This window comes from Azospirillum melinis (assembly GCF_013340935.1).
Lineage (GTDB): Bacteria > Pseudomonadota > Alphaproteobacteria > Azospirillales > Azospirillaceae > Azospirillum > Azospirillum melinis.
The window spans coordinates 14,934-26,585 of sequence record NZ_WHOS01000063.1; the positions used below are offsets into that span (position 1 = coordinate 14,934).

At 67.8% G+C, this 11,652-nt stretch carries 11 protein-coding genes; 4 read left to right on the forward strand and 7 right to left on the reverse strand.

The genetic code is table 11. From position 1 onward, the window contains the following. Positions 1 to 10: 10 nt before the first annotated feature. The 6 genes from paaN to GBZ48_RS29790 all read right to left on the reverse strand — a co-directional run bounded on the left by paaN (position 11) and on the right by GBZ48_RS29790 (position 5,747). Entirely contained in the window at positions 11 to 1,678 is a 1,668-nt protein-coding gene (gene paaN, locus GBZ48_RS29765) for a phenylacetic acid degradation protein PaaN (RefSeq protein WP_174474325.1), read from the reverse strand. 22 nt (positions 1,679 to 1,700) lie between these two features. After that, entirely contained in the window at positions 1,701 to 2,855 is a 1,155-nt protein-coding gene (locus tag GBZ48_RS29770; RefSeq protein ID WP_174474326.1) for an acetyl-CoA acetyltransferase, read from the reverse strand. Next, the gene (locus GBZ48_RS29775) at positions 2,852 to 3,271 is read right to left on the reverse strand and encodes a Zn-ribbon domain-containing OB-fold protein (RefSeq protein ID WP_174474327.1); all 420 of its coding nucleotides are present in this window, start codon (positions 3,269 to 3,271) and stop codon (positions 2,852 to 2,854) included. The genes GBZ48_RS29770 and GBZ48_RS29775 overlap by 4 nt, the downstream gene beginning before the upstream one ends. A gap of 2 nt (positions 3,272 to 3,273) precedes the next feature. Continuing rightward, complete coding sequence (locus GBZ48_RS29780) at positions 3,274 to 4,044, reverse strand: enoyl-CoA hydratase/isomerase family protein (protein WP_174474328.1); 771 nt, start codon at positions 4,042 to 4,044, stop codon at positions 3,274 to 3,276. A gap of 1 nt (position 4,045) precedes the next feature. Next, positions 4,046 to 4,501, reverse strand: coding sequence for a MaoC/PaaZ C-terminal domain-containing protein (locus GBZ48_RS29785; RefSeq protein ID WP_174474329.1), 456 nt, complete (start codon positions 4,499 to 4,501; stop codon positions 4,046 to 4,048). A gap of 151 nt (positions 4,502 to 4,652) precedes the next feature. Continuing rightward, positions 4,653 to 5,747 (reverse strand): diiron oxygenase, encoded by a 1,095-nt coding sequence (locus tag GBZ48_RS29790; RefSeq protein WP_174474330.1) that lies wholly within the window; start codon positions 5,745 to 5,747, stop codon positions 4,653 to 4,655. 355 nt (positions 5,748 to 6,102) lie between these two features. Between GBZ48_RS29790 and argE the strand changes: the two genes are divergently transcribed. The 4 genes from argE (at position 6,103) to GBZ48_RS29810 (ending at position 10,851) form a co-directional block, all read left to right on the forward strand. Next, positions 6,103 to 7,587 carry an acetylornithine deacetylase gene (gene argE, locus GBZ48_RS29795; protein WP_209798456.1) on the forward strand — a complete coding sequence of 495 codons (1,485 nt, stop codon included), beginning with the start codon at positions 6,103 to 6,105 and terminating at the stop codon, positions 7,585 to 7,587. Further along, the gene (locus tag GBZ48_RS29800) at positions 7,584 to 8,942 is read left to right on the forward strand and encodes an MFS transporter (protein ID WP_209798455.1); all 1,359 of its coding nucleotides are present in this window, start codon (positions 7,584 to 7,586) and stop codon (positions 8,940 to 8,942) included. The genes argE and GBZ48_RS29800 overlap by 4 nt, the downstream gene beginning before the upstream one ends. Next, complete coding sequence (locus GBZ48_RS29805; protein ID WP_174474331.1) at positions 8,939 to 10,159, forward strand: alpha-hydroxy acid oxidase; 1,221 nt, start codon at positions 8,939 to 8,941, stop codon at positions 10,157 to 10,159. Before GBZ48_RS29800 ends, GBZ48_RS29805 begins: the two co-directional genes overlap by 4 nt. A gap of 149 nt (positions 10,160 to 10,308) precedes the next feature. Then, positions 10,309 to 10,851 (forward strand): MarR family winged helix-turn-helix transcriptional regulator, encoded by a 543-nt coding sequence (locus GBZ48_RS29810; RefSeq protein ID WP_174474332.1) that lies wholly within the window; start codon positions 10,309 to 10,311, stop codon positions 10,849 to 10,851. Positions 10,852 to 10,961: 110 nt separating this feature from the next. Here GBZ48_RS29810 and GBZ48_RS29815 read toward each other — a convergent pair whose 3' ends face one another. Next, positions 10,962 to 11,591 (reverse strand): TetR/AcrR family transcriptional regulator, encoded by a 630-nt coding sequence (locus GBZ48_RS29815; RefSeq protein ID WP_174474333.1) that lies wholly within the window; start codon positions 11,589 to 11,591, stop codon positions 10,962 to 10,964. Positions 11,592 to 11,652 lie beyond the last annotated feature (61 nt).

The following is an 11,652-nucleotide window of genomic DNA, read 5'->3' on the forward strand; positions in this document are numbered from 1 at the left end:
AGGGCCGGCGTCACGCCGGGCGGCGCGTCTGGGCGACCCGGAAGCGGGCGGCGACGAACGCCGTGTCGGTCAGGCTGGCATTGCCAGCCGGGTTGGCCCCGTTGACGTGATAATCGCTGTAGGCCGCCGACTGGTTGACCAGCACCGGCCCGGTCAGGTTGACGGCAAGGCTGGCCCCGGCCGCCGCAGCGGCGTCCGTGATGCGCTCCGCCACCGCGTCGTCGGTGCTGTGCGCCACCCAGGTGATGGCACCGGCCCGGCGCGTCAGGTCGTGGGCGAGACCCACCGCGGCGTCGATCCCGTCGGTGGCGACCAGCACCGCGACCGGCCCGAACAGCTCCCGCCCGGCCAACGGATCGTCGGCGGTGGCGCCGAGCAGCAGCGGGGTCCGGACCCTCGCGTCGGGGTGGCGGGGATGGGTGATCGGGCGGGAGGGGATCAGGACGCGCGGGTCGTCGGCGAACCCCTCCAGCCGGGCCAGCGTCGCATCGCTCTGGATTGCGCCGAGCAGTTCCACCGCCCCGGCCGGGTCGGCGGTCAAGGCCCGGATCGCCTCGTCCAGCACCGCGACGAAGGCGGTGACCGGCATCACGCCATCCGGCGTGCGGATGCCGTCCGCCGGGACCAGCAGGTTTTGCGGCGTCGTACACATCTGGCCGGAGTAGAGGCAGAGCGAGGTCGCCAGATTGCGCACCATCCCCTTGGGATCGTCGGTGGAATGCAGGATCGCGAGGTTGACGCCCGCCTTCTCGGTGAAGACTTTCGCGTGGGGCAGGTTGCGCTCCAGCCAGTCGCCGAAGGCCGGGCCGCCGGTGAAATCGACCAGCGCCACCTCCGGCCGCTCGACCAGCTCGACGGTGCGCGGCCGTTCCGCCGTATCGGCCAGCAGAGTGACGAGATTGGGGTCGAAGCCGGACTCCCGCAGAACTTCGCGCGCCACCTCCACGGTGATCGCCAGCGGCAGGATCGCCTGCGGATGCGGCTTCACCACCACCGCATTGCCGGTGACGAGGCTGGCGAACAGGCCGGGATAGCCGTTCCAGGCCGGGAAGGTGGCGCAGCCGATCACCACGCCCACCCCGGCCGGAACGATGCGGAAGCCCTTCTCGATCGCCAGCGGACCGCCCTTGGACTGCGGCTTCTCCCAGCGAACCTGGCTCGGGATCCGCGCCATCTCGCGCCACGCATAGGCAATCGCCTCCAGTGCCCGGTCCTGGGCGTGCGGGCCGGCCGCCTGGAAGGCCATCAGGAAGGGCTGCCCGGATGTGAACATGCTGGCATAGGCGATCTCGAAAGAGCGCGCGTTCAGCCGCTTGACGATCTCCACCGCCACGCCCGCCCGTGCCTCCGGCCCCGCAGCAGCCCAGCCGGGCATCGCCTTGACGGCAGCGGCGAGCAGCGCGCCAAGGTCACAGTCGGGATAGGCGATGCCAAGGTCGAAGCCGTAGGGAGATCGCTCCTGCCCGGTCCAACCCCGCGTGCCCGGCAGATCGAGCGCGAAAGGTTGGCCGAGCCGCGCCCGATAACCAGCCAGCCCGTCGTCCTTGGCGGTCTCGCCATAGATCCGGCCGCTCGGCGCCTCGGGAAAGGCGCTCCAATAACCGCGTGCCTCGATGGCGGCGACGGCGCGGTCGAGCAGAGGGCGGTGGGTCTCGAACAGGGTGGCGGCGACACTCATGGACATCACTCCTCGTTTGCGCTCACAGCGTCGCGGCGGTGCCGAAGATGGCGGTGGACTGGCTGGACATGAAGCCGCCGGGCGCATGCGCCAGCCCGACCTGCGCCCCCGCCACCTGCCGGTCCCCCGCCTCGCCGCGCAGTTGGCGGACGGTCTCGATGATGGTGAAGATCCCGTACATGCCCGGATGGCCGTAGGACAGGCCGCCGCCGTTGGTGTTCATCGGCAGGGCCCCGCCGGGCGCGATCCGCCCGCCGGCGACGAAGCCCCCGCCCTCCCCCTTGGCGCAGAAGCCGAGATCCTCCAGGAACAGGATCGGGTTGACGGTGAAGGCGTCGTAGAGCTGAAGCACGTCCACCTCGGCCGGCGCCAGCCCCGCCATGGCGAAGGCGCGCGCCCCGGACTGCGTTGCCGCGGTCACGGTCAGGTCGGGCATCTGGGCGATGGAGCGGTGGCTGACCGCCTCCCCCACCCCCAGCAGATGGACCGGCGGACGGGCGAGGTCGCGGGCGCGGTCGGCACGAACCAGCACCACCGCCCCGGCCCCGTCGGTGACGAGGCAGCAGTCCCGCACCCCCAGCGGGTCGGCGACCCGGCGGGCCGCCAGCACCTCCGCCACGGTCAGCGGTTCCCGCATGGTGGCACCCGGCGTCAGACCGGCCCAGGCGCGGGCGGCGACCGCCACCTCAGCCAGCTGTTCCGGCGTTGTGCCGTAGCGGTGCATGTGCCGGGCGGCGATCATCGCGTAGGCGGCGACCGGACCCGGCACCCGGTAGGGCCGCTCGTAGGGGTTCGGCTCCGAATGGGTGACGAATTTGGCGCCGCCGCTGCGCTGGGTGCTGCCATAGGCGATCAGCGCCACGTCGCACAGCCCGGCCGCCAGCGCCGCCTGGGCATGGTTGAGATGGGCGAGGAAGGCGCCGCCGCCGACCTGCGTGCTGTCGGAATAGCGCGGCGTCAGCCCGAGATATTCCGACAGGCTGAGCGTCGGCATGAACAGTTGAAGCCCGGCGGCGAACACCCCGTCCACCTCCTTCAGCGAGAGGCCGGCGTCGGCGACGGCGCGCACCGCCGCCAGCGCCATGGCATCCACCGGGGTGGCCCCCTCCGACAGAACCGGAATGCCGGCTTCACCCACCCCGACGATGGCGGTGGCCCCGCGCAGCACTCCGCTCATCGCGCACCGTCCCGCAAATCAGTCACCGGATCGAAGACCGGATAGGGGTCCTCCCCATCGTCGGTGCGCATGCGCACCCGGACCCGCTGGCCGATGCGCACCGCGTCGGGGGCGGTGCCCTCCACCCGGCTCAGCAGGCGGAACCCCTCCTCCATGTCGATCAGCGCCACATTGTGGTCGCCGTCGCGCGAGCGGACGCATGTAGTGCTGTAAACGGTGCCGATGCCGGCCGAGACCTCCCACGGCGGATGCTCGGCCCCGCTGCCCGGAGCGGCCATGCGGGGATAGAAGATCGCCCGGCCGGTCGCCGGGTCACGCTGGAAGGCCAACTCGCCCTTCGCGCAGTGGGCGAGAAACCGCGCACGCGGGGACAGGGTGGAGAGGTCCGGCCGGTCGGTGGGGGGAACGCCTGTCATGGTCAGGTTCCGGTGAAGACGGGTTTGCGCTTCTCCTGGAAGGCGCGGATGCCGGCGCGGGCGTCGTTGCTGCCCAGCGCCTCGGCCTGATAACGGGCCTCCAGTTCCAGCACGTCCTCCAGCTTGCGGGGCGCGCGCAGGATCGCCTTGGAGAAGCCGAAGGCGAGCGTCGGCCCGGCGGCGGCGGAGCGGGCGAACCCGCCGGCCGCCTGATCGAGATCCAGCGCACCGAAGGCCCGGTTGACGATGCCCATCGCCGCTGCCTCCCGGCCGGAGATCAGCCGGCCGCTGACGATCAGTTCCATGGCGCGGTGCGGCCCGATGCGGTCGGCCAGGAAATAGTGCCCACCGGAATCGAGGATCGCCCCGATATTGCGGAACGGACTGCCCAGCACCGCGTCCTCCGCGACATACGTCACGTCGCAGGCGAGTGCCAGGCCGAGCCCGAGGCCCAGCGCGGGTCCCCTCACCGCGGCGACGGTCGGAATTGGCAGGTCGCGCAGCTTGAGGAACACCGGGTTGATCACGTCGCGCAGGATCGCCAGCGTGTCGTCGGTCTCCGGATCGGTTTCCTTCAGGTCGCGCCCGGCACAGAAGGATCCGCCCTCGCCGCGCAGCAGAAGTGCGCGCGCGCCACTGCCGGGAATGTCGTCCAGCACTGCCGACAGCGTGGAAATGTCGGACAGGCGCAGGCTGTTCTTCAAGTCCGGCCGGTTCAGCGTCACGACCGCGACGTCTCCCTGGCGGTCGACCCGGATGGCATCGGCGCTCATCTCACTGCCCTCCCGCATAGGCCATCAGAATTTGCAGGTCGCTGACCATCACGGTGGTGCCGTTCTGGTTGACCGCATTCCATTGCAGCTTGACCACCCCGTCGCGCCCCTCGCGCTTGACCGTCTTGGCCAGCACTTCGGATTCGAGATGGATGGTGTCGCCGATGAAGGTCGGGGCGACGAAGCGCAGGGTGTCGGTGCCGTAATTCGCGATGATCGCCGGGGCGTCCGGCGGCACGCCCAGACCCGTGGTCACCGCATGGACCAGCAGCCCGTGCGCCACCCGCTGGCCGAAGCGGCTGCGGGCCGCATGGTGCGCATCGGTGTGCAGCACGTACCAGTCGCCCGACAGCGAGGCCCAGGCGACGATGTCGGCCTCGGTGATCGTCCGGCCACGGGAGACGAAGCGCTCCCCGACCTCCAGCTCGTCGAAATGCTTCTCCAGGAAATTCCGCAACCCTGGTCCCTCCCCTGATTGTCTTGTGCGGTCCGAAAAGGGTCGCCGGGAGCAGGCTCCCGCAGGTCCGAAAAAGGCCGCCGGGAGCAGGCTCCCGCAGTCCGAAAAAGGCCGCCGGGAGCAGGCTCCCGGCGAGGCCGAGGGAGGACCGTCAAAAGACCGGGATGATGTCTTCGGGATCGAAAGCCACGGTTTCACCGTCGATGCCGACCTCCGGCAGGGCCGGGAAGACGATCCCGTGCGGCTCCAGCAGGCCCTTCATCTTGAGCACCGCGTTGCGCCAGTTCTCGCGGCGCTGCTCCAGCGTCAGGATGCCGAGCCCGGCGGAACGCGCCACCTCCTCCAGCCGCCGGTTGGCGTCGTTGAAGGTCGGCGGCAGTTCCCAGAAATCGCGCGGCGGCTCGTACAGCACGGCGGAGAGGAAGACGAAGCCGGCGCGGATCTGCTTGGTGATCATGGTGCGCTGTTCGTCGGTCAGGGCCGGCAGGATGCGCTCCAGCACCGCGATGCAGATGCCCATGTGCCGCGCCTCATCCTGGCCGATGCAGCGGAAGGCTTCCTTGAAGACCGGAATGGTGGTCGACTTGTACATGCCGTTGAACAGCGTCGCCGAAGCCACCTCCCCCATCAGGAAGGAGGTGAACAGGATGGGCAGCGGATATTTGTGGACCGCGTTCTTGAAGCTGTCCCAGTATCGCGCGCCATTGTGGTAGAGCCACTGCACATTGTTCTGGGCCAGCTTGCCCAGCATGGTTTCCGGCACGTAGCCGAGCGGCCCGCCGGGGGTCAGCGTCTGGATGGCGCGGCCGCAGACCTCCTCATGGTGCATCTCGTCGCGGGTGATCGAGAAGAAGCACTTGCGGACCGGATCCTCCTCGTGCGTCTCGAAGGTGTGGATCATGGTCCGGGCGAAGACCACGGGACCCGAGCCGTCGAAGGTGGACAGCAGGCCCCACCAGTAGGCCAGCGCATAGCGCTGATCCAGCGTGTAGTCTTCCACATTCAGCGTATGCCAGGGCAGCCGCGACGGGTTCCAGCCGGGATCGCGGGAGGATTCGTACAGCTCGTTCAGCTTGGGCGTCTCCGTCCGCCAGCTGAGCGGGAAGATGTTGAGATCCGGAAATGGCGGCGGCGCGGCGCCGTCGAACAGGATCGCCTCGGCATCCGGTTCCTCGGTCGGGTTGCCGGGCGGGATTCTCAGCAGGTCGGCCGAATGCTGCGCTGATTGGGTGGCGGTGCCGTCCATGACGTCATCCTTGTTTCTAACTTTTGACTGGGTTTCTAACTTTTGACTGGTTGCTTCTGAACCCGCCCCCTGGAGCCTGCATCGGGCGGGCCGGCATCGTTCGTTCGTGAAACCAGCTTATGAAAGACCGTCCGGTCGGTCAATGTATTTTTCGTCCGGTCGGTCGGGGAATGCGGCGGCGCCGGGCAACCGATGCCGGCCCCTCTTCAAAGAGATTTGAAAATTGAGCCCGGCAGGGCCGTGCCAGCACGCGGACGCCCCCGCGGGCAGCACTCGGGCCGGAGGGCGCGTCCCGGTTTTTAATTGCAGATTGCAATTGACACGCAAATAAAACGCTGATTTCCTCGGGACCGGCATGCTGCGAACACGGAGGTTCCGACATGCCGGACTGGAGCCAACCCCGGAAAATTACGCAACGGCGCCGCGCAAACACTTGCGCGCCGAATGCCCGGGATCGTTTGGGCTAACGGTTAGGGACGCTTTCCGTATGAAAATTGCAGAAAATGAAACTGGTCGGATCCCGACCACGCCGCTGCCGCCAGCCGGCGCAGGGCCCCAGGTCCGGGCGGATGGCTTGGGACGGACCGGACCGGGCGAGACTGCCATCGACTGGATCGGCCGTCTGATCGCCTTCGACACCACCAGCCGCAATTCAAATCTGGGATTGATCGAGGAGGTCCGGGACCGGCTTTCCGGGCTCGGCTTCGTCTGCCGCACGACCCATGACAAGTCCGGTGCAAAGGCGAATCTCCTGGCTAGCCTTCCCGCCGGCGACGGACGGCTGGACGGTGGGCTGTGCCTGTCCGGTCACGTGGACACGGTGCCGGTCGATGGCCAGACCTGGTCCAGCGACCCGTTCTCCGCCGACATCCGACAGGATCGCCTGTATGGCCGGGGGGCTTGCGACATGAAGGGCTTCGTCGGTACGGCAATCGCGGTGGCGGTCGCCCACGCCGACCGTCCCCTCACCGCCCCGATCCATCTCGCCCTGTCCTATGACGAGGAGGTGGGCTGTCTGGGAGCGCCTGCCCTCGTCGAGGACATCGTCGCCCAGGGGCTCATACCCGACGGCTGCATTGTCGGCGAGCCGACCATGATGCAGGTCGTCAATGCCCATAAGGGCGCCAATGTCGCCCGCTGCCGTGTCGGAGGATTGGCCCGCCATTCCTCGCTGGCGCCGGAAGGCATCAATGCGATCGAATATGCGGCAAGGTTGATCGTCCATATCCAGTCGATGGCCGGCCGCTTCGCCGCTGAAGGGCCCTTTTCCGAAGGGTTCAACGTTCCCTTCACCACCTTGCAGACGGGTCTCGTCACCGGTGGGATCGCGGTCAACACGGTTCCGGCCGACTGCGACTTCACCTTCGAGTTCCGCAATCTTCCCGGCGTCCCGGCCGATGCCATTTTCCGCGAGATCGAAGATCACGCGCTTGGCCGGCTTCTTCCCGAGATGCGGACGCCCAATGCCTGCGGATGCATTACCCTGGAACGGCTTGCCTCCGCACCCGCGTTCGAAGCGGAGGACGGATCGCCCTTCACCCGGCTGGTGCGCGAGATCACCGGCGACCACATGATGCGCAAGGTCGCCTACGGCACCGAAGCCGGCATTTTCCACCAGGCGGGCATTCCCACGTTGGTCTGTGGACCGGGAGACATCGCCCAGGCCCATAGGGCGGATGAATTTGTGGACCTCGCGCAAATCCGGCGCTGTGAACATGTGCTGACGGAGCTTGTCGCCAGGATGTGCGGTGCCGTTGCGGGCGCCCCGATTTCCGCTCCTTCCCAGGATCCCATACCGGCACCATCCGGGACCGGCGACGGCAGGAGGATGATCGGATGACGTCGACCGGAAACAGCCGTGCCGTCATGTCCCCGGACGCGACACAAGCGCGCCCGACCAGCGTGAGCGCCGCGCAATGGAAGGTCATCGTCGCCACGTCGGTGGGCAATGCGTTGGAATGGTTCGACTTCGCGGTCTACGGCTTCTTCGCCGGGGTCATCGGGAGACTCTTCTTCCCAAGTGACGATGAGACGGCCTCGTTGCTTCTTTCCTTCGCCACCTTCGGTGTCGCCTTCCTGATGCGGCCGCTGGGCGCGATCCTGATCGGCAGCTACGCGGACCGGAAGGGACGCAAGGCGGCGCTGAACCTGTCCATCCTCATGATGATGATGGGGACGGCGATCATCGTCGTTCTTCCCACCTATCGGACGATCGGAATTGCAGCACCGATCCTGATGACGGTCGCACGGATGATCCAAGGGCTTTCGGCCGGCGGAGAGTTCGGCAGCGCCACGGCATTGCTGGCCGAACAGGACCCGGCGCGGCGCGGGTTCTTCGCCAGCTGGCAGGTCGCCAGCCAGGGGCTGATGATCATGCTCGCCGCGGCCTTCGGCATCGCCATGTCGGCCAGCCTGTCGGCCGACGCGATGGGCGAGCTGGGCTGGCGCATTCCCTTCCTGTTCGGCCTTTCCATCGGGCCGATTGCCGTCTACATCCGCCGCAAGATCGACGAATCGCCCGAGTTCAATCCGGACAATGTCGCGGACCGGCCGCTGCGCACCGTTCTGGTCGATCAGACGCCGCGTCTGGCGCTGGGGATCGCCACCGTCATTCTCGCGACCGTCTCGGCCTATCTGGCGCTCTTCATGCCCACCTTCGCCATCCGGCAGCTGGGTGTCCCGGCCTCGGCCGCTTTCAGCGCCGTCGCCCTGATCGGAGTCATCCAGCTTTGCCTCGCGCCGGTGTTCGGCGCCTGGTCCGACCGCGTCGGGCGCTTTGCCATCATGGCTCCGGCCGCGGCGCTGTTCCTCGTCTGCATCTATCCGCTGTTCGTCTGGCTCGCCGCAGCCCCCACGGTCGAACGGCTGGTCGTCGTGCAGATCGTTCTGGGCCTGCTCGCGACCGCCTATTTCGCCCCCCTGCCGGCATTGCTCGCAGAGCTGTTTCCGGCCGGAACCCGGACCAGCGGCCTGTCGCTCGCCTACAATTTCGCGGTGACGGTCTTCGGTGGATTCGCCCCTTTCATCATCACCTGGCTGATTTCCGCCAGCGGCAGCAAGCTTGCCCCCAGCCTTTACGCCGGGGCGGCCGCTGCGGTCAGTCTGGCCGCCCTCATCGTACTGCGGGTGCGCTATTCGGCAATCGCCCCACCGATGACGAGCCCTTCCGCCCTTATGAGGGAACAACAGAAATGACCCGTTCGGCAGACCCGCAATCGATCGCGGATTACCGCGAGGCTGCCCGCCGCCGCCTGCCCAGGATGATCTTCGACTTCTATGACGGCGGCGCCGACAGCGAGAACACGCTGGCCTACAACCGTGCCGCCCTGGATGCCCGGCGGCTCCTGGGCTCCGCTCCTGTCGATGTCGGCCGGCGCAGCCAGAAGACGACGCTGTTCGGGCGGACGTTCGAAATGCCGCTGATCATCGGTCCGACCGGCCTTGCCGCCGCGGCCTGGCCGAAGGGGGATGCGGCCCTGGCACGGGCGGCCGGGCGGGCCGGCATCCCGTTCGTGATGAGCACTGCCGGCACCTGCACGCAGGAAGAGGTCGCCGCAGCGGGCGACGGTGCCAAATGGATGCAGCTCTACCTCTTCAGGAATCGGGAATTCTCCGCCCGCATCGTCGACAAGGCCGACGAGCTTGGCTTCGAAGCGATCGAGGTCACCGTCGACAATGCGGTGGCGGGGAAGCGCCTGCGCGATGCGCGCAACGGCTTCACCCTCCCCTTCCGCTGGACACCGGCGAACCTGGCGGGCCTGGCGCGGCATCCGGGCTGGAGCCTCCAGATGGCGCGTGCCGGCGCGCCGCGGCTGGAGGTGATGGCCGCCGGTCTCGGGTTGGAGCGGACCGACACGATTGCCGAATTGATGCAGAGCCAGCTCGATCCCTCGGTGTGCTGGGACGACATCGCCCGGCTGCGCGACCGCTGGAGGAAGCCGCTGATCGTCAAGGGCGTGCTCGATCCCGCCCACGTCGCCCGCGCGCTGGCGATCGGGGTCGACGGGCTGGTGATCTCCAACCATGGCGGACGCCAGCTCGACGGCGCCGTGGCTCCCATCGATACCCTGCCGGATTTCGTGGCGGAGGCGCGCGGGCGCCTGACCCTGCTGATCGACAGCGGCTTCCGCTCCGGTTGCGACATTGCCCGCGCTTTGGCGCTCGGCGCCGACGCGGTCCAGATCGGGCGAGCCACCCTCTACGCCCTGGCGGCGGGCGGCGAAGCCGCGGTCTTCCATGCCCTGGGCCTGCTGAAGGCCGAGCTCGACGTCGTCCAGGCGCTGACGGGGGCGGCCGCTATCGCCGATTTCCATCCCGGCATGATCCGCTCGCCGGCGCCTCATTCCGCCCTTGCGCGGCGCGATCCCGGCAGCCTGCTCCAGCCGTCCGCCTCCTTGGCCCTCCAAGCCTGAAGGGGGAGGGGCCTGAAGGGAAAGAGCCAGCGGCGGGCGGTCAGCCTGCCGGACTGCGGGACCTGTTCGGGAAGGCGACGGGCCGCAAGGTGGACGACGACCAACTCATGCTTGCGTGACCGCGGCAAAGGAACGAAAATCCGACCATCATGCAGAAGAAGCGCTCCGCCAAGGCCCCGGAGAAATCCGGCGACCAACGCCTCCATCTCGACCGGTGGCTGCCCTATCGCCTGTTCATCATCGCGGCGCGGGTGGCCGAACCGCTGGCCGATTACTACGGCCCCCGCTACGGCCTGTCACAGGCGGCTTGGCGCATTCTGGCGACCGTGGGCGACAAGCCGGGAATGAGCGCGCGGCAGATCCGCCACGCCGCGGGCCTCGATCAGTTCGCCACCAGCCGCGCGATTGCCCAACTGTGCGAGCTTGGCTATGCGGAACGCAACGCCGCGGAACGCGACAAGCGGCGGGCCGAGGTCCATTTGACGCGGCAAGGTCAAACCGTTCTCGATGACCTGACGACGATCTGCCTTTCGATCGAGAACGAGCTGTGGGCCGGTCTCAGCGAAAAGCAAAGAGGCGAACTCAATGCACTGCTCGACGTGATCGACAAGGGCAGCGTCGGCATCGCCACCCGCGGATTGCAGGGGATGGCCGGCGATGCACCGGCCGGAAGCGTGCCGGAGGATCGATAGGATCGGGCCAATAGGATCGGGCCGGCGCGCAGTCGGCGCCGGAGGTGCCGTGCCCGGATACGGCCGGGACCGCGACGCTGCTTGCAGGAAGCCCCTCCGGGGCGGACCCGTCAGGCGGCGGAGGCCGCCGGTTTCCCGTTTGCCGCCGACAGGCCGATGAAGCCGTTGAGGAACAGGTCGCCGATCCGGTCCGCCAGTTCGCCGGGTGCCAACGGCCCCTTCTGGTCGAACCAGGTATAGGTCCAGTTGACCATCCCATAGAACAGCATGGCGTAGACCTTCTGCGCCTGCCGCTCGTCGAGCAGTCCGGGATTGAGATCGCGCAGCAGGCGGATCAGATGCTCCACCATGCGGCGCTCCAGAGCACGGATTTCGTCCTGCTGCTGCTGCGGCAGGTTGCCGATGTCGTTCAGCAGCACGACGTGCTTGCTGCGCGCCTCGGCATAGATATCCATGATCTCGTGCAGGAACTTGCGGAACCGCGTCTCAGGCGGATCCGCCTCGTCGAACACCTCCACGGCACGGACCAGGATCTCCTTGATGTGGGTCGACAGGATGGCGAAAAGGATCGCCTCCTTCGATTTGTGGTAGTGATAGAGCCAGGATTTCGATGCCCCGCAGGCAACCGCCACCTCATTGATGGACGTGCTGGCAAAGCCCCTGCTGGCGAACAGATCGGCGGCGGTGTCCAGGATCAACTGCTGCTTGTCGTCGAAATCGATTGCGCGCGTGCGGGCCACGGCCAAACACTCCTTTTCTGCAAAATCCGACCGCTCAGTCGGGATATCGCGCCGTGCCCGT

Coding starts and splice junctions, on each gene's coding strand:
- GBZ48_RS29805 (WP_174474331.1), top strand. CDS start 8,939: ATGACCCGTTCGGCAGACCCGCAATCGATCGCGGATTACCGCGAGGCT.
- paaN (WP_174474325.1), bottom strand. CDS start 1,678: ATGAGTGTCGCCGCCACCCTGTTCGAGACCCACCGCCCTCTGCTCGAC.
- GBZ48_RS29800 (WP_209798455.1), top strand. CDS start 7,584: ATGACGTCGACCGGAAACAGCCGTGCCGTCATGTCCCCGGACGCGACA.
- argE (WP_209798456.1), top strand. CDS start 6,103: ATGCTGCGAACACGGAGGTTCCGACATGCCGGACTGGAGCCAACCCCG.
- GBZ48_RS29775 (WP_174474327.1), bottom strand. CDS start 3,271: ATGACAGGCGTTCCCCCCACCGACCGGCCGGACCTCTCCACCCTGTCC.
- GBZ48_RS29790 (WP_174474330.1), bottom strand. CDS start 5,747: ATGGACGGCACCGCCACCCAATCAGCGCAGCATTCGGCCGACCTGCTG.
- GBZ48_RS29810 (WP_174474332.1), top strand. CDS start 10,309: ATGCAGAAGAAGCGCTCCGCCAAGGCCCCGGAGAAATCCGGCGACCAA.
- GBZ48_RS29770 (WP_174474326.1), bottom strand. CDS start 2,855: ATGAGCGGAGTGCTGCGCGGGGCCACCGCCATCGTCGGGGTGGGTGAA.
- GBZ48_RS29780 (WP_174474328.1), bottom strand. CDS start 4,044: ATGAGCGCCGATGCCATCCGGGTCGACCGCCAGGGAGACGTCGCGGTC.